26 protein-coding genes are annotated in these 21,341 nt (G+C 36.0%); 23 read left to right on the top strand and 3 right to left on the bottom strand.

From position 1 onward, the window contains the following. Positions 1–8: 8 nt before the first annotated feature. From kdpB to JZO69_RS11530, 9 genes are all read left to right on the top strand, one after another. Positions 9–2,069 (top strand): potassium-transporting ATPase subunit KdpB, encoded by a 2,061-nt coding sequence (gene kdpB / locus JZO69_RS11570; protein ID WP_207113027.1) that lies wholly within the window; start codon positions 9–11, stop codon positions 2,067–2,069. 95 nt (positions 2,070–2,164) lie between these two features. Beyond that, positions 2,165–2,695, top strand: a complete 531-nt coding sequence (locus JZO69_RS11565) for a potassium-transporting ATPase subunit C (protein ID WP_207113026.1) — start codon at positions 2,165–2,167, stop codon at positions 2,693–2,695. A 56-nt stretch (positions 2,696–2,751) separates the two neighbouring features. Then, the gene (locus JZO69_RS11560; protein ID WP_207113025.1) at positions 2,752–5,412 is read left to right on the top strand and encodes an ATP-binding protein; all 2,661 of its coding nucleotides are present in this window, start codon (positions 2,752–2,754) and stop codon (positions 5,410–5,412) included. After that, entirely contained in the window at positions 5,412–6,098 is a 687-nt protein-coding gene (locus JZO69_RS11555; protein WP_207113024.1) for a response regulator transcription factor, read from the top strand. Before JZO69_RS11560 ends, JZO69_RS11555 begins: the two co-directional genes overlap by 1 nt. 32 nt (positions 6,099–6,130) lie before the next feature. Further along, positions 6,131–6,268, top strand: a complete 138-nt coding sequence (locus JZO69_RS16665) for a hypothetical protein (protein WP_242586759.1) — start codon at positions 6,131–6,133, stop codon at positions 6,266–6,268. A gap of 115 nt (positions 6,269–6,383) precedes the next feature. Next, positions 6,384–6,545 (top strand): glycerate kinase, encoded by a 162-nt coding sequence (locus JZO69_RS16660; RefSeq protein ID WP_347401592.1) that lies wholly within the window; start codon positions 6,384–6,386, stop codon positions 6,543–6,545. Between the two features lie 637 nt (positions 6,546–7,182). Next, positions 7,183–7,371, top strand: coding sequence for a hypothetical protein (locus JZO69_RS11545; protein WP_207113023.1), 189 nt, complete (start codon positions 7,183–7,185; stop codon positions 7,369–7,371). A 24-nt stretch (positions 7,372–7,395) separates the two neighbouring features. Further along, entirely contained in the window at positions 7,396–8,388 is a 993-nt protein-coding gene (locus JZO69_RS11540; RefSeq protein WP_207113022.1) for an amidase domain-containing protein, read from the top strand. A gap of 785 nt (positions 8,389–9,173) precedes the next feature. After that, the gene (locus JZO69_RS11530; RefSeq protein WP_207113021.1) at positions 9,174–10,163 is read left to right on the top strand and encodes an ETX/MTX2 family pore-forming toxin; all 990 of its coding nucleotides are present in this window, start codon (positions 9,174–9,176) and stop codon (positions 10,161–10,163) included. A 218-nt stretch (positions 10,164–10,381) separates the two neighbouring features. Here JZO69_RS11530 and JZO69_RS11525 read toward each other — a convergent pair whose 3' ends face one another. Next, positions 10,382–10,630 (bottom strand): hypothetical protein, encoded by a 249-nt coding sequence (locus JZO69_RS11525; protein ID WP_207113020.1) that lies wholly within the window; start codon positions 10,628–10,630, stop codon positions 10,382–10,384. Positions 10,631–10,687: 57 nt separating this feature from the next. Next, entirely contained in the window at positions 10,688–10,837 is a 150-nt protein-coding gene (locus JZO69_RS16885; protein WP_207113019.1) for a recombinase family protein, read from the bottom strand. Between the two features lie 105 nt (positions 10,838–10,942). Between JZO69_RS16885 and JZO69_RS11515 the strand changes: the two genes are divergently transcribed. The 7 genes from JZO69_RS11515 to JZO69_RS11495 all read left to right on the top strand — a co-directional run bounded on the left by JZO69_RS11515 (position 10,943) and on the right by JZO69_RS11495 (position 15,121). Beyond that, on the top strand, positions 10,943–11,131 hold the full coding sequence (locus JZO69_RS11515) for a hypothetical protein (RefSeq protein ID WP_207113018.1): 189 nt from the start codon (positions 10,943–10,945) through the stop codon (positions 11,129–11,131). Between the two features lie 66 nt (positions 11,132–11,197). Beyond that, complete coding sequence (locus JZO69_RS16655) at positions 11,198–11,335, top strand: glycerate kinase (RefSeq protein ID WP_242586757.1); 138 nt, start codon at positions 11,198–11,200, stop codon at positions 11,333–11,335. Between the two features lie 44 nt (positions 11,336–11,379). Continuing rightward, positions 11,380–11,532, top strand: coding sequence for a hypothetical protein (locus JZO69_RS16650; protein WP_242586755.1), 153 nt, complete (start codon positions 11,380–11,382; stop codon positions 11,530–11,532). Positions 11,533–11,609: 77 nt separating this feature from the next. Then, the gene (locus JZO69_RS16645) at positions 11,610–11,843 is read left to right on the top strand and encodes a glycerate kinase (protein WP_347401591.1); all 234 of its coding nucleotides are present in this window, start codon (positions 11,610–11,612) and stop codon (positions 11,841–11,843) included. Between the two features lie 239 nt (positions 11,844–12,082). Then, complete coding sequence (locus JZO69_RS11505) at positions 12,083–12,763, top strand: ABC transporter ATP-binding protein (RefSeq protein WP_207113017.1); 681 nt, start codon at positions 12,083–12,085, stop codon at positions 12,761–12,763. Continuing rightward, a complete protein-coding gene (locus JZO69_RS11500) occupies positions 12,764–14,047 on the top strand; it encodes an ABC transporter permease (protein WP_207113016.1) in 1,284 nt (427 codons plus the stop codon). It abuts the gene before it with no gap. 132 nt (positions 14,048–14,179) lie between these two features. After that, positions 14,180–15,121 carry an NADP-dependent oxidoreductase gene (locus tag JZO69_RS11495; protein WP_207113015.1) on the top strand — a complete coding sequence of 314 codons (942 nt, stop codon included), beginning with the start codon at positions 14,180–14,182 and terminating at the stop codon, positions 15,119–15,121. A gap of 43 nt (positions 15,122–15,164) precedes the next feature. Here JZO69_RS11495 and JZO69_RS11490 read toward each other — a convergent pair whose 3' ends face one another. Beyond that, positions 15,165–15,464, bottom strand: a complete 300-nt coding sequence (locus JZO69_RS11490) for an ArsR/SmtB family transcription factor (protein WP_242586753.1) — start codon at positions 15,462–15,464, stop codon at positions 15,165–15,167. Between the two features lie 114 nt (positions 15,465–15,578). Here JZO69_RS11490 and JZO69_RS11485 point away from each other — a divergent pair, with 114 nt between their 5' ends. The 7 genes from JZO69_RS11485 (at position 15,579) to JZO69_RS11455 (ending at position 21,328) form a co-directional block, all read left to right on the top strand. Continuing rightward, a complete protein-coding gene (locus tag JZO69_RS11485) occupies positions 15,579–16,217 on the top strand; it encodes a nitroreductase family protein (protein WP_207113013.1) in 639 nt (212 codons plus the stop codon). A gap of 13 nt (positions 16,218–16,230) precedes the next feature. Beyond that, positions 16,231–16,596: a DUF1304 domain-containing protein gene (locus tag JZO69_RS11480; protein WP_207113012.1), complete on the top strand. Its 366-nt coding sequence runs from the start codon at positions 16,231–16,233 to the stop codon at positions 16,594–16,596. A 163-nt stretch (positions 16,597–16,759) separates the two neighbouring features. Then, positions 16,760–17,356 carry a nitroreductase family protein gene (locus JZO69_RS11475; protein WP_010770781.1) on the top strand — a complete coding sequence of 199 codons (597 nt, stop codon included), beginning with the start codon at positions 16,760–16,762 and terminating at the stop codon, positions 17,354–17,356. 24 nt (positions 17,357–17,380) lie between these two features. Next, positions 17,381–18,226 carry a VOC family protein gene (locus JZO69_RS11470; RefSeq protein WP_207113011.1) on the top strand — a complete coding sequence of 282 codons (846 nt, stop codon included), beginning with the start codon at positions 17,381–17,383 and terminating at the stop codon, positions 18,224–18,226. Positions 18,227–18,375: 149 nt separating this feature from the next. Beyond that, entirely contained in the window at positions 18,376–19,026 is a 651-nt protein-coding gene (locus JZO69_RS11465; RefSeq protein WP_207113010.1) for an ABC transporter ATP-binding protein, read from the top strand. After that, positions 19,023–19,781: an ABC transporter permease gene (locus tag JZO69_RS11460; protein WP_207113009.1), complete on the top strand. Its 759-nt coding sequence runs from the start codon at positions 19,023–19,025 to the stop codon at positions 19,779–19,781. The genes JZO69_RS11465 and JZO69_RS11460 overlap by 4 nt, the downstream gene beginning before the upstream one ends. Before the next feature lie 146 nt (positions 19,782–19,927). Continuing rightward, the gene (locus JZO69_RS11455) at positions 19,928–21,328 is read left to right on the top strand and encodes a glycoside hydrolase family 1 protein (RefSeq protein WP_207113008.1); all 1,401 of its coding nucleotides are present in this window, start codon (positions 19,928–19,930) and stop codon (positions 21,326–21,328) included. The last annotated feature ends 13 nt before the right edge of the window (positions 21,329–21,341 follow it).

Here is a 21,341-nt window from a genome sequence, read left to right as displayed (position 1 = left end):
GGAAACCATTGAAAAATACACAAAGCAAACGCAATGTTTATCTAGATGCTGTTCGATCATCTTTTAAAAAACTTGCGCCAAACATTCAAATAAAAAATCCAGTTATGTTAGTTGTTTATTTGGGAGCGATTTTAACAACGATTCTTTATTTTCTAACATTTGCTGGATATACAGATGCAGAACCGTTCTTTATCTTAGCAATCGCCATTATTTTATGGCTGACGATTTTATTCGCTAACTTTGCCGAAGCGATTGCAGAAGGTCGCGGAAAAGCCCAAGCAGAAAGTTTAAAACAAGCCAAAAAAGATGTCACAGCTCATAAAGTAGCTTCAATAGAAGATGCGGCAGCAAAAAAATTCACTCAAATCAAATCATCAGAATTAAAAAAAGGCGATCTTGTTTATGTAGCAGTTAATGAACAAATTCCTATGGATGGTGATGTAATCGATGGTGCAGCTTCGGTGGACGAAAGTGCCATCACAGGAGAATCTGCACCGGTGATTCGAGAATCTGGTGGTGACCGTAGCGCTGTAACGGGTGGAACAACAGTTGTTTCTGACTACTTAGTCATCAAAGTGACTGCTGAAAATGGCGAGTCTTTCTTAGATAAAATGATTTCTATGGTAGAAGGTACGGAACGGAAAAAAACACCGAATGAAATTGGTTTACAAATTATTTTGATCATGCTGACAATCATTTTCTTAGTTGTTTCAGCGACACTATTACCATTTACAAAGTTCTCAAGTGAATTAGTCGGCAATGGTTCAGCATTAGCCTTAACAACAATCATTGCTTTATTAGTTTGTTTAGCACCAACTACGATCGGCGCTTTAGTTTCATCTATTGGGATTGCTGGTATGAGTCGTTTGAATAAAGAAAACGTGATTGCTATGAGCGGACGTGCCATCGAAGCGGCTGGCGATGTGGATATTTTATTATTAGACAAAACAGGAACGATTACTTTAGGAAATCGTCGAGCGAGTGAATTTATCCCTGTAGCAGGTGTAAGTGAGTATGATTTGGCGGATGCAGCACAATTATCTTCTTTAGCGGATGAAACAGCCGAAGGACGTAGTATAGTTATTTTAGCCAAAGAAAAATTTGATATTCGTGGTCGTGAGCTAAATCATGTAGAAGTAGAATTTATTGAGTTTACTGCTAAAACACGGATGAGCGGTATCAATTACCAAGGGGATGAAATCCGCAAGGGTGCAGCTGATACGATGAAAAAATATGTGGAAGAAAAGGGTAATATCTATCCTGAAGAATGTGATACGATCGTTCAACGAGTAGCTAATGAAGGCGGTACACCTCTAGTTGTTGTAAAAAACAATCAAGTATTCGGCGTGATTTACTTAAAAGATATCGTAAAGAATGGTGTCAAAGAAAAATTTGAAGATATGCGTAAAATGGGTATCAAAACCATCATGATCACAGGAGACAACCCAATGACCGCTGCTGCCATTGCAGCAGAAGCAGGTGTTGATGATTTTCTAGCAGAAGCAACGCCTGAAAATAAAATGAGCCTAATCCGTGAGTATCAAGAAAAAGGACACTTGGTTGCCATGACTGGCGACGGTACTAATGATGCGCCGGCGTTAGCCCAAGCTGATGTTGCTGTTGCAATGAATACTGGAACACAAGCAGCCAAAGAGGCTGGAAATATGATTGATTTAGATTCCAGTCCAACGAAATTGATCAGTATTGTCAAAATTGGTAAACAATTGCTGATGACGCGTGGCGCATTGACGACGTTTAGTATTGCCAATGATATTGCTAAATATTTTGCGATCATCCCAGTGTTGTTTTTCAGTATTTATCCAGCGTTGGATGCTTTGAATATTATGAAATTAACCAATCCAACTACAGCGATTTTGTCAGCGGTCATCTACAATGCGTTTATTATTGTTGCGTTGATTCCATTAGCATTAAAAGGTGTTTCTTACAAAGAAAAACCCGCAAGTAAAATTTTAAGTCACAACTTACTGGTATACGGAGTTGGCGGAGTAGTTGCACCGTTTATCGCTATTAAATTGATTGATATCGTTTTGACATTTATTTTGTATTAAGCTAGCTCCAAAGAACCCGTCAGGTTTTAAAATTATCTAGCTGAACAGGCTAGCTTTGAAGAGGTCTGTTCAGTTTTTAAAATAGGAGAAAAACGATGAAAAAAATAATGATTGCTTCACTAAAAAGTATTCTAATATTTACGTTATTGTGTGGCGTGGTCTACACTGTAACAGTAACGGCTGTCGGACAAGTTCTGTTTCCAAATCAAGCAAATGGTAGTTTAGTCAAAACACAAGATTCTGAAAAAACAGTTGTTACTGGCTCAAAATTGATTGGACAAAAGTTTACAAAAGAAAAATATTTACACGGACGTTCCGATCAAGTCAGCCAATTATCACCAGTTTCTAAAGAGCAGGAAACTCGTGTGAACGAACGCATACAAAAAGCGGATACAAAATACGTTCCCATTGATTTAGTCACAGCTTCTGCCAGCGGAGTAGATCCTGAAATTTCAATCGAAGCTGCAATGACTCAAGTTGAAAGGATCGCTGCCGCAAGAAATATGAAAAATACTGAGGTCCGTGATATAATCAAACAAAATATCACTGGACTTAAAATCGGACCTGTTGATTCACAACGCGTGAATGTTTTAGGGGTCAATCAATCGCTGGATAAGTCTGAATAAACGGTGGGATTAGAATCACTTCTGTCTCATCATGCAAATAAAGGATGGAATAACAAGTGGAAGATGAACGTTTAGATCCAGAACAGCTATTAGAAAAATGGAAGAAAAACGAACAAAGCCTGAGGTCTGGTCGACTGAAGGTTTTCTTCGGTTATGCGGCAGGCGTTGGAAAAACCTACGCCATGTTAAAAGAAGCCCACGAGCAACAAGACGAAGGAAAAACAGTTTTGATTGGTTATGTAGAACCACATGCTCGTCCAGAAACGGAAGCTTTGGTAGCAGGTTTGCCTGTTATTCCAACGAAAACATACGAATATAAAGGAATCATGATCAATGAGTTTGATGTAGATGCAGCCTTACAGGAAAAACCAGATATTGTTTTGGTGGATGAATTGGCGCATACAAATGCAATCGGTGCTAGAAATAGAAAAAGGTACCAAGACATTGAAGAATTACTAAAAGCTGGTATCGATGTCTATACAACTGTGAATGTTCAACATATTGAAAGCTTGAATGATATAGTAGAGCAAGTCACTGGTGTGCATATTTCTGAAACAGTGCCAGATACATTTTTTGAGATCAGCTCATTAAAAGTAGTGGATATTGAAACAGAAGAATTATTAGATCGGCTGAAACAAGGGAAAATTTACCATTCTGAAAATGCTAAAAAAGCCATGGCGAATTTTTTTAAGTCAGATAATTTAACACTGCTAAGAGGTCTGGCGATTCGAAAAGCATCAGATCATATCAATACAACCAATCAGCAAGAAGCGCAAAAGAATACAGGAATCCATTCTAGATTATTAACGATTATTGATGAAAATAACCCAGATATGACAAAGAAATGTTTGCGTTGGACTGCTCGATTAGCTCAAGCGTTAGGGACGGAATGGATCGCATTAGAAATTTTAGAAGATATGTCTGAACATTCGGAATCAGATAATTCAAAATTAGCAACGAAACTTGGCGGGGAAGTCGTCACCTTAGAAAGTGACAATCAGCGAGATACGATTGTTCAGTATGCAAAAATGCGGGGTGTTACGGATCTTGTGATGGGTAAAATCATCAACCGTTCCCGTTTTCTTCGTTTGTATCGTCCAGACTTGGAAGATGAGCTTGTTTCTTTTATTCCCGATGTGGATATTCATTTAGTTCCGTATCAATCGAGCAAATATTTATTGAACAACTATGCTGCTAAGAAAAAGAACCTAAGAAGTATTTTTACTTGGAAAGATTTTTATATGACCTTAAGTTTACTGGCTGTAGCGACGTTACTTTCAGAATTAGGCTCGTATTATCTTATAGGAGATCAAAATTTGATTTTGATTTATATTCTGTTTGTTCTTTTAGTTGCCCGTTTGACAACAGGCTATTTATGGGCAGCATTAGCCTCGATTGTTAGTGTTTTGATGTTTAATTGGTTTTTTGTGGAACCTCTCTTTTCCTTAACTGTCTATAAACAAGGATATCCAGTCACGTTGATTTTCATGCTTTTGGTTGCTTTATTGGTCAGTAATTTAATGATGCAGATCAAAAAACAAGCTTTTTATGCAATGAAACGTGAACATCAATTAGAGATTTTGTACGAGCTCAATAAAAAGTATCTGGTCACCCATGATCAAAAAGAAATCTTAGCGACAACTGCAGAATATTTATCGAATATGTTAGATAGAGAAGTAGTCTTGTATGGTGAACAGGAGTTGAAAAATCCAGCAGGAGCACCGATTAAAGGACCGTTAAGAAGCTTAGAAGAGTTGGCAGTTGCTAATTGGGTCTTTGTGAATCAGAAAGAAGCTGGTTATGGAACAGATACTTTGATGGGGGCAAAAGCCTTGTATTTACCCGTGTTATCAAATGGTATCACGCTAGCTGTTATTGGTATTGAAAAAAGCAAAGAAAATCCGATCACAGATGAAATCATCAGTTTTTTAGGCCTGATTTCTACTCAACTTGCTTTAGCAATTGAACAAAACAAACTCTCTTCAGAACGGCAGCAAATTTTATTGGAAAGTGAAAAAGAACGGATGCGAGGTAATTTACTGCGGGCGATTTCACATGATTTACGTACGCCTTTGACAGGAATCTCTGGTTCTGTTGAAACGATTTTAAATGACAATGATACTGTTCGATTACCAGAAGAAACCAAACGGAAATTACTTATAGGAATTAAAGATGATGCAGACTGGTTGATCCGTATGGTAGAAAACTTATTGTCGATCACTCGAATCAATGAAGAAACGATGAAAGTTGCTAAAAGCAAAGAAGCAGCAGAAGAAGTTGTTTCTACAGCTATTCAGCGTATCAGAAAAAGCTATCCAACAAGTGAAATAAAAGTAACCTTACCAGATGAATTTGTGTTGGTGCCGATGGACTCTATCTTGATCGAGCAAGTTTTATTTAATTTAATGGAAAATGCGATTCGACATTCAAATAGTGACTCTTCGATTTTTGTAACTGTTTCTTTAACTGAAAAAGAAATCAGTTTTGAAGTAGCTGACCAAGGCAAAGGCTTGACCAAGGAGCAACTTAAACTGTTATTTAGCGGGATGACGAAACAAAATACACCTGTTGATTCTAAAAGCGGGATGGGCATTGGTTTATCCATCGTTAAAACAATCATCATGGCTCATGACGGAACGCTTAATGCAGGAAACAGACCACAAGGTGGAGCTATTTTTACCTTTACTTTACCACTAGAGCGAAAGGAGCAAAAATAATGGCTACGATTTTGATTATTGAAGATGATGATGTGATTGCAGAATTTATGGGCGCTGTTTTAGAAAAAGAAAAGCATACGATCCATTTAGCGCATTCGGCGTTAGAAGGATTATCTACTTTTCGTATGTGGCCAGTGGATCTGATTTTGCTTGATTTAGGTTTACCAGATCAAGATGGTATCGAAGTTTTGAAAAAAATTCGGGAAAGTTCTTCTGTGCCGATCATTATTATTTCAGCGCGTGATCATGAAAATAACAAAGTTGAAGCCCTGGACTTAGGGGCAGATGACTACATTACGAAACCTTTCGGCACACCTGAATTGCTTGCTAGAATCAGAACCGCATTAAGACATGCCACAAGCGGAAGCGATTTGCAAAGTGAAGTGAAGAAAATCAACAATGGCGATTTATGCATTGATATAGAACACCATACTGTTAGCAAAAAAGGCCAAGTAATCCACCTAACACCAAATGAATATAAGATCATTCAGGTTTTAGGGGAAAACATTGGCAAAGTACTTACACATACCTATATTTCTCAAAAAGTTTGGGGACCATACAGTAATGAAAGTCAAACGCTCAGAGTAAATATGTCTAATATTCGTAAAAAAATCGAAGACAATCCCGTTGAACCAGAATATATTCTGACTGAAATCGGTATAGGCTATCGAATGTTGGAAAAATAAATGAATATACTATGCTTGGAAAGAAGGGCAAGATGAAGATGTTGACAGCGATTGACTCTATGAAGGGCTCTTTAAGCAGTATTGCAGCTAATCAAATCATTGCCGATGTTTTTACAAAAGAAGGACATCAAGTGGAACAAGTCGCTATAGCAGATGCGGAGAAGGGATAGTTGATGCTGTTGTAAAAAATAATAATGGGGAAAAATTACTGCGAACGTTCAGGCGTTAGATGGTCAAAAGATAATTGCTCATTTCGGCTAGTTTGAAACTGAAAAATTAGCGGTAATCGAATCAGCTGCAGCTTCTGGCATCCAATTTTTAAAGGGGACAGCAGCGACACATCCTAAAAATACTTCCTCATACGGAACAGGTCAGCTAATTTTAGCAGCAATCGACTGTGGTGCACAAACGATGATTTTTGGTAATCTTTCATTTAAGAAAATCTGACACAACGTGTTGTGTCAGATTTAGACATTGTCTAAATTTTTCATTTCCTGTATTAAAAATATGGTATTTCCTGTTATGATTAGCGTATGCATTATCATTCTAAATGTATGGAAAATGAAAAAGGAGAACTAATTTGAAATTTTTACCATATTTTTTGTAGTTGTTGTTTTATCTTCTATCTTAGTAGGCTGCAAAGGGTCTAAGGATAAAGAACAGTCTACATTCGTTGGAACTTGGCAATTAGTAAGCGACACTGAGAAGCAAATTAGTATAATAGAAAACAATGATCATTCATTTGAGCTAGTATTAGATAATTTTGATTTTCTTGAAAACGGTCGTTTTTGAAGGATAAAAGATGATGAATTTAGTCGCTTGAAAAAAAATTAATATCAATTCAAACAAATAGGGAATTTTGTATATTTGATTATTTGGAAGCTTAACTAATATGAAAGAGATTTTTTAGTTACTATTGAATTATATTACATGATATTATTTTTATTGTAAGTGCTTTCTTTGTATTCTGGAGCTTTGTTAGAGGAGGAGGAAAAGTTTGTCAAATAAATTCAAATGGATTTTGGTGGGTGGGACAGTATTTTTTTGTTTCTTTTGGTACACTCACAGGAGCCCAGAAGTATCTGTGAGAACAGCAGTTTTTTCAGCAGGATATTTTAGTATAGCAAACAATTCAAAAATCGAGAAAATTGGTAACGAATTGTATACGATTACTCCAGCGCCAGTTGAAATGGCAACTAATTCAGAATTGAAAACGTATCATGTAAGTAAAAACTATATTTTTTATTTTGCAGAATACCATGGAGAAGCATAAAAAATAATTGGGAGATTTAAAATTATGAAAAAGACAACGTTAAGAATTGTGGTAACTACATGTGCAGTATTAAGTACTGCTATTTTGACTGGATTTCAGGCGAACGCTGCTGAATCAGAAGGTATGAAAATATCAGAAGTTGTAAAAGAAGATATCAAAAATGAAAATAGCGAGATTGATCTAAATCAAAATTTGGGGCAAGTACAAGCGGAGCTATTAGTTTTATTTGAAAATCAATTCAATAAAAAATTTGAAACACAATTAGAACAAGAATATTTTGAGTTTTTACAAACTATAGAATTCGGCGATTTAACTTTGAGCTCAGTTGAAGAGGAAAATTTAAAATATAGTGAGTTTGCTTCGATATATCTGAATAGAATAGCTTCAATATTACCCGTAGATCCTACTGAGCAAGATTTAGATTTTGTTACTCAAGAAAAACAGACATTATTAAGTAAATCTTTCGATGAAATAAAACAAGAAAATATGAATTTGATTCTATCGACTGAAAATTCAAAACCTAATTATCTAAATTCAAGAGCTGGATTTAATGTTGCTAAAGCCACTAGCTATGCTAGGAATTGGTCACATAGACGAAATATGTTATTTCCGAGTTATTCAAGTGATTGTACCAACTTTGCCTCACAGATTGCTTATTACGGTGGAAAACCACTTCGTCCTAATGCAAATGGAAGTGGTTTGAACTGGAATCATAACGCTGGTGTTAATGCTACACGTGCGTGGACTTTAGCCCATGGATTTATGACTTTTTGGACTGCAGATGGAATGACTACACGCCAATTCACTTCTAAAGCGCAAGCGCAATCTTATGCTCGAGAAGGAGATTTTATTGGTTATTTTAAAAATAATACTTATCAATTTACACACATTGCATATGTAAGTAAAAAATCAGGTTCAAATATTTATGTTACACAACATACACAGGATAGAAGAGATGATCTTTGGAATTCGATTGATACAAGTGGATGGAATTCTTTTGTAGTTCTAAGATTCTGAATATAAAAGTATAACCATTTAAAAAGATCGTTTAGATTTTCTAGGCGTTCTTTTTTAATGGAATTTATCAACGTTATTTGTAAAATAAGTAAAGATTTTTTAGTAGGGATTCATTTAAAAAACTAAACGAAAATTATTAAGAGAATCGCTTATTTCGTCTGTGAGATCTATTTCATATTTATGACCGAGATACCTATACCCCCCTTCGTTATTTAAATAATCCATTACAACTGTTTTCTTAAATTCCATCGTATATTTTCTCATAAAAAATGCACCCAATATTAGATTTTTAGTCTAAATTTTGGGGTGCACTTCATAAATGAGGGGTGATACATAATTTGATTATACTTTATAAACTAGGTGACTCTGACGTAACGAGAACACGTATTTATATTCCAGTCGATCCAAACGGCGGAAACCAAACTAATACTTGTATACTGGATATTAAGGAAAAAATGCCCTCAATAGATTTTCAGGGCAGTACATAATGCTATATATTCATTAAATCATATAGAATAGAACATTACTTATTCAGTCTGCAGCCTATTTTTAATGTTTCATTTCTAACGTAAACTATCTCGTGCTTTGCTGAACTTATTGAAGATTAATAGTTCGATGTTCTTTTCAAATAAGTCCCTGAGAATATTACCATGCTATTCTCCAATTTTTGAGCTATTACCCTTATTACTTGACATTCAATTTACTTTAACGTTTATAATTGCAAATGCAAGAAGGCGCTTTCTTGATTTTTGAACAACAATAAAAAATTTGAGGAGTGAATTATTTTGAAAAAATTTTTGAAATTAAATGCACTGATTTTGTTGAGTAGCATAAGTTTAACAGTCATCACACCTTCCACATTAGTACATGCAAGTGATGTTCAAACAGAAGTAAATGATGGACAGCGCTTGGCTCAGATGAAAGAAGATCTTAGGACGTTAGCTGTTGCTTTCTCCCATAACAAAGCAATTAATGGCGAAATATCGGAAAATCTACGTCTTACTGACGATCACGCTTTAAAATACACACACCCTTCTTCACTAACCAAGGAATCTTCTAAATCTGTAGCAGCAAATATGAATGACATGGTTTTTGGAGAAATAGAAGGTTTTTCAGCTCACAAAGCTACCCTTAGAAATCGTACGAATCGAGACCAAAATCTTTCATCAGCAGAGTACTCGTTTACTGATACTGATACTGTTAGGACACAAACTACTGAAGCAGTAGGCAATTCAAAAACTACAAATGCAACAATGACATTTCCATTCGCTTCTGGTTCTATGTCGATGAATGTAAATTATAATTTTGGAAAGACTGATGAAGTTACTACTACTTCATCAAAAACATGGATTATTCCATCACAAACTGTGTTAGTTCCTGCTGGATGTACGTATCAACTGGTATGGGTATTAAATGTTGGTACTGTCTCTGGAACGTCCGGATACGGCTATAAGGTTACTGCTCAAGTTCCGTTTAAGATGCATGACTGGCGTGACATATCTGAGACAATGCCAATTGGAGAAGCTATCTCTCAACAAGAAAAATTAGTAAATTCATTAGGAGATTCTGCACATTTATGGGGTTTTAGATCACAGTATATAGCGATTGATGATAATACTGCATTAAAGTTATACCAGATCGGAAAGACTAAAGCAAAGGCTGGATATAAAGCAAGAATTGGAACAGAATTGAAAATGGATATTGTTGACATAACAGACGGAAAAAATGTTTTAGTTGATTCTATTCCAATGGATATAGTTCCTCAAGCTGTTTAGAGATAATCATTGTATAATGAGGAATCAAGGGAGAAATCGGTTTTTAAGAAGCTTCTTTCTGTCAGTCTATTAACTAAATTTTATTATTAAATCAATCAGGGCACAATACTCATAATTTACTATGAAAAATAATAAAATAAAAAAGCGGCTCTGGCTTGTAGTGACCGTAGGGTCTATAATGAAAGCCTCGCTCTCTAGGGGAGAGTGAGGCTTGTTTTTTATGCAGTAATCAAAGATTTTCTTACAAGCATTTTATCAATTACAAGTTGATTTCGTTTATTCAAGTGACCGTAGACAGCTAATTCAGATTGTTCAGGTAACATTAGTAGCGTATTTGCTAGTTCGTGTTTGGAGACGATACAGTTTATAGTTTCGTCCTGTATCACTAATGAGAATCGAACCAGCATTTTTGGATACATACTTAACATTCTAATCTTTTCAACTACACCTACATAATTAGTTTTCATAATATCGCCCTCCTGTAATATAATTATACCGAACTAACGTTCGTTTTGTCTATCGTTTTATAAAAATGTAATATTTATAGTATCTCCAGGTCGGATTACTTTTAAAAGCTCTGATAATTCAGGGCGTTCTTTCTTCGCACCAGTGATCTTTTCTTCGAAGATTTTATCTACGTTTACTTTTTTTTGAGCATCAATTTGCAAATCCATATTTTAATCATTTGTACTTACACGGGCATAGCCAAAAATCACTCATAACTCCTCTAATTTTTTTTATTTAATAGTAGCATAAACGATGAATAGGGAGGTCATACAATGCTACCAGATGAAGATGTAATAGCTTTTGTAGGAACATTTATGATGCTTGGTGTGTTGGTTTTAACTGTATTAGAAAGAGTAGGTAGAATAACCACAGAAGAAGGATTGAGATTAATAATATTTGCAGTTGGTTTTGTAATAATATTATGGTTCTTTTATTTAGTCTTTAAATCAATAAGAAGATAGTATTTCCTGAAAACGATTGTTATTGGTCTGGGTGGAACTGGAACGGTCGATGGTGGTGTGGGCTTTTTGTATGCTTTAGGTATCGAATTTTTTGATGAGCATCAGCAAAAATTACCAGCAAATGGCAGAAGTCTAGTGGATATTTCCAGCTTCTCAACAGAACGATTAGATCCAGAATACAAACGATTGATATTCAAATTGTAGGAGATGACAAAAGCCCATTAACATGAGAAACAGGAGCTGTAAAAATGTTTGGGCAGCAAAAAGGCTTAGCAAAATCAGAATTAGACGACTACGAATCAGCTATGAAACACTATCAAACGCTTATAATCAAAGATGAAATTCATTACCAGGAGATGGTGCTGCTGGAAGTCTTGGTTTTGCTATCAGAACCTTTTTAAATGGCTCCCCTCGTTCGGATTTTTAATTTATTTCAGAACAAACAGATTTAGAAAACCTGATTAAACAAGTAGATTTAGTGGTCACTGGCGAAGGCAAAATGGACAACCAAAGTATACAAGGAAAAGTTCCTGTCGACATTGGTCAGATCGCCAAAAAATACAATATTCCTGTCATCGCTTTTGTTGGAAGTTTCTCAGGAGAGGAGCATCTTTTTTACAACGAAGGGATTTCAGTAGAAGAAGCGATGGATCATGCGGATGAAAATCTAATACGTGTTTCAAAGAGTACCATTCATTTCTCACCTTATTAAAATAATTAAAAAACAGGATTAACTGGTTCGATAGACCAACTACTCCTGTTTTTTTCGTTGTAAGCGGATTATTGACTTAAGTATGGTGAAGAGATAGGTCTTAGGTACCATGACATTTGGTGTGATATCCTTCAAAATGTATAAGTGTAGAAGGGAGCAAAATGAAAAGGGTGAAGAATGTTTTAAACAACAAATTATATAACCAAAAGTAAACGAAGAGAATCAATGGAGGGGATAGCATGTCTGTAATTGAAGCAAGAAATATAAAGAAAAGTTACGGTAAAAATGAATCAAAATTTGACGCATTAAAAGGTGTAAATCTAAAAATCGAAGAAGGTGAGTCCGTTGCGATCATCGGGAAAAGCGGATCAGGTAAATCGACATTTATGCACATTTTAGCGTTATTAGATAAACCAACTTCAGGAGAAATTTTTTTAAATGACCAAGATGTAACAAGCATCGGCAAAAAAGAATTAGATAAGACAAGAAATAAACAATTCGGTTTTGTGTTTCAGCAATTTTTTATGAATTCGAAAGATACGGTTTTAAATAATGTGATGCTACCGCTAAAAATCGGCGGTATTTCAAATGGTAAACGGAAAGAAATGGCGCTTGAAGCACTGAAAGCTGTTGAATTGGAAGACAAAATCAACAATAAAGCCAATAATTTATCCGGTGGTCAAAAGCAGCGAGTTTGTATTGCTCGTGCTTTAGTAAATAACCCTAAAATCATTTTTGCAGACGAGCCGACTGGTAATTTGGATTCAACAACAGGTGATAAGATCGAGCAATTATTATTTGATTTAAATAAAGAAAAAGGGATCACACTGATCATCGTTACTCATGATCCAGAACTTGCGGCACGCTGTGATCGCCAAATCCATGTACGTGACGGATTAATTGTGGGAGGGAACGAGTAGATGAAATTTAGTGATATTTTAAAATCAGCCAGTTCAAATTTGATGCGCAATAAAGGGCGGACGATTCTAACAATTGTGGCCATTTTTATTGGAGCATTTACAATTGCACTTACAACAGGTGTAAATATTGGGGTCAATGATTATATTGATAAACAAATCGGCAGTGTCGGTGGGGAAAATCAAATTATAATCCAGCCAAAAGTTAGCGGAAGCTTTGGTGAAGATGGTGAGCCAGAAAAATATGATGCAGCGAAGAAAACAAGCTCAATGCAGCAACAAACAACTTTAGACAGTAAAGATCTTGAGAAAATCAAAACCATTAAAGGAATCAAAAATGCAGAAGCAGTGAGATCAACTTCAATCAGCTATATATCTGGAAAGAACGATGAAAAATATATTTTTTCAGCAATGCCTACATTGGAAGAGTTGAATGTCGATCTTGGAGCGGGTAAAGTAGTTGACCAAAAAACTTCTGAATTCCAAATCAATTTAGCACCCGAATATGTAAAATCTTTAGGTTTCAAATCTAGTGAACAAGCGATTGGTAAAACAGTCAAAATTGCAGCACCTTCTGCAGCTACTGGAGAAGAAAAAATAGTTGAAGCTACTATTGTTGGTGTACGTAATACTAGCTTGATCCAAGGTGGAATGTCGTTATTGAACCATTCTCTTGTTGATGAAATCTCAAAAATCAACGAAGAAGGTTTACCTGAAGCCATGACTGGACAATACGGATTGATCATGGGTGAAATGAACAAAGATTTAACAAAAACAGAGATCGCAGATGTAAAAGAACGTTTAGATAAAGCAGGCTATATGGGGCAAACAGTTGAAGACCAAATCGGCATGATCAGAAACGTGATCAATGCGATCACAGGGGTCTTAACCATGTTTGGTGCCATTGCGTTATTAGCAGCAAGTTTCGGAATTATTAACACATTGTACATGTCAGTTCAAGAGCGTACAAGAGAAATCGGTTTGATGAAAGCAATGGGACTTAGCAGTGGAAAAGTATTCACGATTTTCAGTGTGGAAGCAGCGTTGATCGGATTTTTAGGTTCCCTTTTAGGAATTTTAGGTGCTGTTGGAGCAGGTGCTTTGATTAATCAAGTAGCAGCTGATTCATTCTTGAAATCATTGACAGGCTTTACCTTGATTCAATTTTCGGCTTCTTCCTCTGCAGTGATTATTCTGGTAATCATGGGAATCGCATTCCTTGCAGGAACATTACCAGCACGCAGAGCAGCGAAACTAGATCCAATTGAGTCATTACGTTATGAATAAAAAGTAATTAACAAATAAGGACAAAACGTTAATCGTTTTGTCCTTATTTTTTGTAAGCATATTTTTTACCTAAATAAACGATAAGGAGTATACTAAAAGCACATTTAGTTTGAAAACGGAGGAATCATAACTATGAAAGCAGTAGTCATCAATCAATATGGCGGCAAAGAAGAGTTAACTGAACAAGACGTAACCTTACCTGAATTAAAAGAAAATCAAGTACTTGTTAAAGAACATGCAACATCGATCAATCCAATCGATTGGAAATTAAGAGAAGGCTATTTAAAACAAATGTTTGATTGGCCGTTTCCTATTATTCTAGGTTGGGACGTTGCTGGTGTTATCACAGAAGTCGGTAGTGGAGTAACTGACTGGAAAGTTGGCGATAAAGTTTTCGCTCGTCCAGAAACAACTCGTTTTGGAACATACGCAGAGGAAACAATCGTTGACGATAATCTATTAGCAAAAATCCCTGACAATATTAGCTTTGAAGAAGCAGCGGCTGTTCCACTAGCTGGATTAACAGCTTTACAAGCACTTTTTGATCACGGAAAACTTCAAAAGGGCGAAAAAGTCTTGATTCATGCCGGAGCTGGCGGTGTTGGAACTTATGCGATTCAATTAGCGAAACAAGCGGGTGCTTATGTTATTACAACAGCTAGCGAAAAAAATCATGAGTTACTCAAAAAACTAGGGGCAGATGAAGTGATCGATTATCATACGACTAATTTTGCAGAAGTCCTAACAGATATCGACGTAGTTTTTGATACGATGGGCGGAGATATCCAAAAATCAAGCTTTTCTGTGCTAAAACCAAATACAGGACGTTTGATTTCAATCGTTGGTATTGCAGATGAAGAGTTGGCGAAAGAAAAAAACATCAAAGCCGAAAGTATCTGGCTTCAAACAAACGGAAAACAATTACAAGAAATTGCCGATTTAATGGCTTCTGGAAAAGTGATTTCAGTAGTCGGAGAAGTTTTTCCTTTCTCTAGACAAGGAGTTTATGATGCTCACGCATTAAGTGAAACTCACCATGCAGTTGGAAAAATCGTCATCAAAATGGCTGACTAAATAAAAAAGACCATCCTCAACAGGCGAATTTGTTGAGGGTGGTCTATTTGTTTGATTTTCCTGCTCTAAAGCGAATCAGTTCTATTAATCCAGGCAATTCTCGTTGGATGTACTCTTGATTTAAAACGTACGTTTTAGCTGTCCCAATTTTGATTTCTTGAATCAGCTGAGCATCCTTAAGCAATTTAATATGGTGAGATAGGGTGGATTTTACAATGTTATATTTTTCTGAGGTTATCCGTTTTTCACCATCAAGTAATAAGCAAGTAAGGATATTCAAACGAATAGGATCACTGACTGCTTGCAACGCTTGAAGAACAGGATCGTTATTGTTATCGGTCATTTTATTTTTCATAAACAGATTATAACATAAACTTTCTTCTTTACATATTGCTGAGGGAATGATATATTTTAGTTGTTCGAAAATAATCGAACGAATAGAGAAACGAGGGATATTATGGAAAACACATATAAAGAAAATAATTTCGATACGATCATGAAAGGCAGAAGATCGATTCGCAATTACGATCCAACAGTTAAAATTAGTCGTGAAGAGATGGAACAAATCATCAACGACACTGTTAAAGCACCATCTTCAGTGAATATGCAACCTTGGCGTTTTACTGTTGTTGCAAGTGATGAAGGAAAAGAAGCCATTGCTCCACTTGTACGTTTTAATAAATTACAAAATGAAACATCAGCTGCGATGGTCGTGATTTTTGGTGATTTAAATAGTTTTGAACATGCTGAAAAAATTTACGGTACGGCTGTTGAGCAAAACCTAATGCCCCCAGAAGTGAAAGAGCGTCAATTAGAAGCACTGAGTCCTTTATTTGAGCAAATGTCCACAGAAGATAAAAAAGAAATGGCAATTATTGATGGAGCCTTAGCTGCGATGAACTTAATGTTAGTTGCTCGTGCGTACGGATATGACACAAATCCAATCGGCGGCTTTGAACGTGAAAAAATTGCTGAAGCGCTAGATATGGATAAAGAACGTTATTATCCAGTAATGATCGTTTCAATTGGTAAAGCAAATGAAGAAGGCTATCCTTCTTATCGTTTACCGGCTGCTGACATTACAACTTGGAAATAGGAGGAGAAAATCCATGCATATTATTCCGTTAGTTTTAGCTGTGATCGTTGCAGTTGAACATTATTACATTTTATATTTAGAAATGTTTCAGACAACTTCTCCTGCAGCACAACGGAGCTTTGGATTAGATAAAGAATTCTTGGCTGATCCCAGAGTACAGACGCTATTTAAAAATCAAGGATTATACAACGGATTTTTAGCTACTGGAATTTTATGGGGTGCATTCTTCGCTGCTAATAGCTGGAGTGTGGTAACATTTTTCATCGTTTGTGTGGTTGTTGCTGCCGTATATGGTGGACTGACTTCATCCAAATCGATTTTAATAAAACAAGGTATTCCAGCAATTATTACATTGGTAACATTGTTGATTTTTAGATAATCAGAGAAAAGTTTGAGACAAGAATCCCCTTGTCTTAGGCTTTTTCTTTTATTTTGAAAAAAACTTATAAAAAGTAAGTCAAATCTCTTTACTTACTTTTAGTAAGGCGATATACTGTGAAAGTAATCTAAAAACTAATTCGAATCGAAAAGGAGCAATACACATGACAGAATTTATTCAAGCATTAAAAAAACGCCGTTCAATCTACGCTTTAGGAGATAATCTACCACAATCACAAGAAGAAATCACAGCTTTAGTGAAAGAGATCGTTAGAGAAAGTCCAACATCTTTTAACTCACAAACACAACGTGTGGTTTTCTTATTCGGCGATGCGCATAAAAAATTATGGTCAATCACAGAAGAAGCGTTGAAACCTTTAACACCTGCAGAAGCTTTCCCGAATACACAAGCGAAATTACAAAGTTTTGCAGCTGGAACTGGTACATTACTTTTCTTTGAAGACATGGATATCGTAAAAAATCTACAAGAACAATTTGAATTATATGCGGATAACTTCCCAGTATGGTCAGAACAAGCAAGTGGTTTAACTCAAGCCAATGTTTGGACAGCATTAGCACAAAAAAATATTGGTGCAAACTTACAACATTACAACCCAGTAATCGATGAAGCTGTAGCTAAAGAATGGTCTATTCCAAGCCAATGGAAACTAAGAGCACAACTTGTTTTCGGTTCAATCGAAGCTGAAGCTGGCGAAAAAGAATACATGGAAGATAGCGCACGTTTCTTAGAATTTAACTAATCAACGCAAATGGAGGAGAAGAGCATGGTATACACATTACCTAAAGAAACAATCGTAAAACAAGTAAAACTAAACGTACAAAATCTGGAAGTAATGACAGAATTTTATACACAGATGATTGGACTTGTTTTATTGAAAAAAGAAGACAATACAGCTTTCTTAGCAGCGCAAAATTCTTCTGAAACGATTGTAGTTCTTGAAGAACTGGTTGATCCTGTAGTGAAAAATAATACGACAGGTTTATATCATACCGCTTTTCTCTTACCAACGCGTAAAGATTTAGGCAATAGCTTATTATGGCTGATGCAAAACAATGTTGAAATTGGTGCAGCTGATCATGGTTACAGCGAAGCAATCTATCTAAGCGATCCTGAAGGCAACGGTATCGAAATCTATCGGGATAAACCAATGACTGATTGGGATATTCGTGAAGATGGAGAAATCATTGGTGTAACGGAAGAATTGGATGGAGATGGCGTCGTCGCAGAAGCTGATGGTCAATGGTTAGGTATGGCACCAGGTTCCAGAATAGGGCATGTTCATTTACAAGTTGCAGATTTAGATGAGACGGAGACGTTCTATGAAAAGCTTGGTTTTTCTTTGAAATCTAACTTTGGCAGACGTGCGAAATTCTTCGCAACAGGAGAGTATCACCATCATATTGGGACGAATACTTGGAATGGTGAGCATGTGGCTTTAATTGGTGAGAATCAGTTGGGGTTAGTGTGGTATACGTTCCAGTTGCCTTCTAAGGATGTCTTTGAGCTGTTTGTTAAGCATCTTGATGAAACTTCTGTTGAGTATGTGAAGGAAAATGAGCAAGTAGTGATCCAAGATCCAAATGGTATGCAGATTAAGTTTGGATATTAATTAAAAAAAGTCAACTTCATAATTGAGGTTGGCTTTTTTGTTATATTAATATAGTAACTAACCTTGTATTTTTTCATGATAAATTGTAGAGGTTACTTGATTTTTTATGATATGATAAAAAGTGAAGAAATGACGAGGAGTGAAAGGATTTGGCAACAATTCTAAAGGCGGATCATATCTCTTATGAAATTGAAAATAAACAAATTATCAATAATATCGAATTAGAAATCGAACAAGGCAGTCACCTGACAATCACTGGTCCATCTGGTGGAGGAAAAAGTACCCTACTAAAATTACTAGCATCATTGCTGACACCAACTAAAGGAAAGATATTTTTCAATGATAAAGATATTGAAACCTTAACCCCCGAAAATTACCGTATGCAAGTATCCTACTGCTTCCAACAACCATCCTTATTTGGTGAAACAGTTCGCGATAATTTTATGTTCCCGTATGAAGTGCGCAAAAAAGATTTTCAAGAAAGTCACGTACTAGAGCTGCTAAAAGAAGTAAAACTACCTGAAAACTATCTTGATAAAAAAATCACCGAACTATCCGGCGGAGAAAAACAGCGTGTCGCGTTGATTCGTAATGTGATCTTTTTACCAGAAGTCCTACTTTTAGACGAAGTCACGGCTGGATTAGATGAAGAAAGTAAGCAAATTGTTAATCAATGGCTGTTACAATTGAACCAAGAAAAAAATATTACGTTGATTCGTGTTACTCATGATGCAGAAGAAATTGCCCAATCAACGACCGTTAAAAAAATCATAGCAGGTAGATTGGAGGAGGAAAAATGAACTTAGCGGTGAACGATCTTTCGCTATTATTTGCTGGAATGTTGGTTGTAGTGGCATTATTAATCAGCTACAAAGAAAAATTAGGCTTTACAAAAGATATCATTATCAGTGTTTGTCGAGCAATTATTCAACTGGTTTTAGTTGGTTATCTGCTTAAGTATGTGTTCCAAGTAAACAATAAGCTTTTAACCGTAGTAATGGCTGTAATCATTATTGTTAATGCAGCGCTAAATGCAAGCAAACGCAGCAATCATTTGAAAAATGGTTTTGGGATTTCTTTATTGGCAATTTCTTGTAGTACAGGAGTGACGATTGGAGTGTTGGTGCTTTCGGGAGCGATTCGTTTTATTCCTTCTCAAATTATACCGATCAGCGGGATGATTGCAAGTAACTCCATGATTGCAATTGGTTTATGTTATCGAAATATGGATAGCTTGTTTCATGATCAAAGACAAGCGGTTCTTGAAAAACTTGCTTTAGGGGCAGATATCAAACTTGCTTCAAGATCAATTGTAAGAGCAAGTATTCGTACAGGAATGGCACCAACAATCGATTCTGCTAAAACCGTTGGTATCGTTAGTTTACCTGGGATGATGTCTGGTTTGATTTTTGCTGGTGTGGATCCTGTTCATGCAATAAAGTATCAAATCATGGTGACATTTATGCTATTATCTGCAACAAGTATTGGTTCTGTTATTGCGACTTATCTAGCGTATAAAAGTTATTATAATGAGCATAAGCAGTTGATTGTTTAATTAATTTTCTAAAAGATAAGATGAATTTTGTCTTATCTTTTTTTGTATACTTTAAAAATTAAAAGTATAGACATTTGTTGGTTTTAACTTTATAATAATAGTGAATACGATGATTGAAAAACAATTCGACGAAAGTAGGGACAGTCATGCAAAGAGCATTTAAAGAAGATTTCTGGTGGGGAGCCGCTACATCAGGTCCACAAAGTGAAGGTCGTTTTAATAAAAAGCACGCCAACATGTTTGATTATTGGTATGAAATCGAACCAACCGATTTTTATGATCAAGTTGGCCCGGATGTGACCTCTAATTTTTACAATAGTTTTAAAGAAGATATTACGTTGATGAAAGAAATTGGTCTAAATAGTGTTCGTACCTCGATTCAATGGAGTCGCTTAATCGATGATTTGGAACTTGGAACAGCTAACGAAGATGCGGTTCGTTTTTATAACGAAGTGATTGACGCGTTTATAGAAGCTGGAATTCGTCCTGTGATGAATTTACATCACTTTGATTTACCTGTTGAGCTGTATCATAAATACGGTGGTTGGGAATCCAAACATGTGGTGGATCTGTATGTGAAATTCGCTGAAAAATGTTTTGAATTATTTGGTGATCGGGTGAAAGACTGGTTTACACATAATGAACCAATCGTAGTTGTTGAAGGTGAATACTTACACCAATTCCATTATCCGAAAATCGTAGATGGTAAAAAAGCAGTGCAGGTAGCCTACAATTTAAATCTGGCATCGGCTAAAGCGATTCAAGCCTTTAGAAAATTAGGACTCCAAAACGATGGAGGTAGAATCGGAATCATTTTAAACTTAACACCGACATATCCAGCTTCTGACAGTCCAGAAGATTTAGCTGCAGCCAATATTGCTGAGCTATTTAATAATCGGATGTTTTTAGATACGGCTGTTCATGGTGAATTTCCACAAGAGTTAGTTGATTTATTTATCAAAGATGGTGTCCTTTGGGAAAGTACACCAGAAGAATTAGCGGTGATCAAAGAAAATACGATTGATGTTCTAGGCGTTAATTTCTATCACCCAAACCGTGTCAAAGCACCAGATATCGCACCTAATAGTGTGGGTGCTTGGTTGCCAAATCGTTATTTTGACGAGTACAATATGCCAGGCCGTCGCATGAATATTGACCGCGGTTGGGAAATATATCCGAAAGCATTGTATGATATTGCCATCAACATTCGCGATAATTACAATAATATTCCGTGGTTTGTCTCTGAAAATGGAATGGGGATTTCTAGCGAGGAACGTTTTATGAACGAAGACGGAGTAGTTGAAGATGACTATCGGATTGATTTCATTCGAGAACATTTAGAATGGGTTCATCAAGGAATCGAAGAGGGTTCTAATTGCTTTGGCTATCATTTATGGACACCAATCGATTGTTGGTCATGGGCGAATGCTTATAAGAACCGCTATGGCTTTATCTCTACAAATATCCATACACAAATCAAAACGATCAAAAAATCAGGGCATTGGTTTAAAACCGTTGCTCAAACAAATACAATAACAGATAAATAAAAAAGTGAGGCAA

The organism is Candidatus Enterococcus ikei (assembly GCF_017316105.1).
GTDB classification, from domain to species: Bacteria; Bacillota; Bacilli; order Lactobacillales; family Enterococcaceae; genus Enterococcus_L; species Enterococcus_L ikei.
Note: the sequence above shows the minus strand (reverse complement) of the source record. Positions and strands in the feature narration are given on the sequence as shown.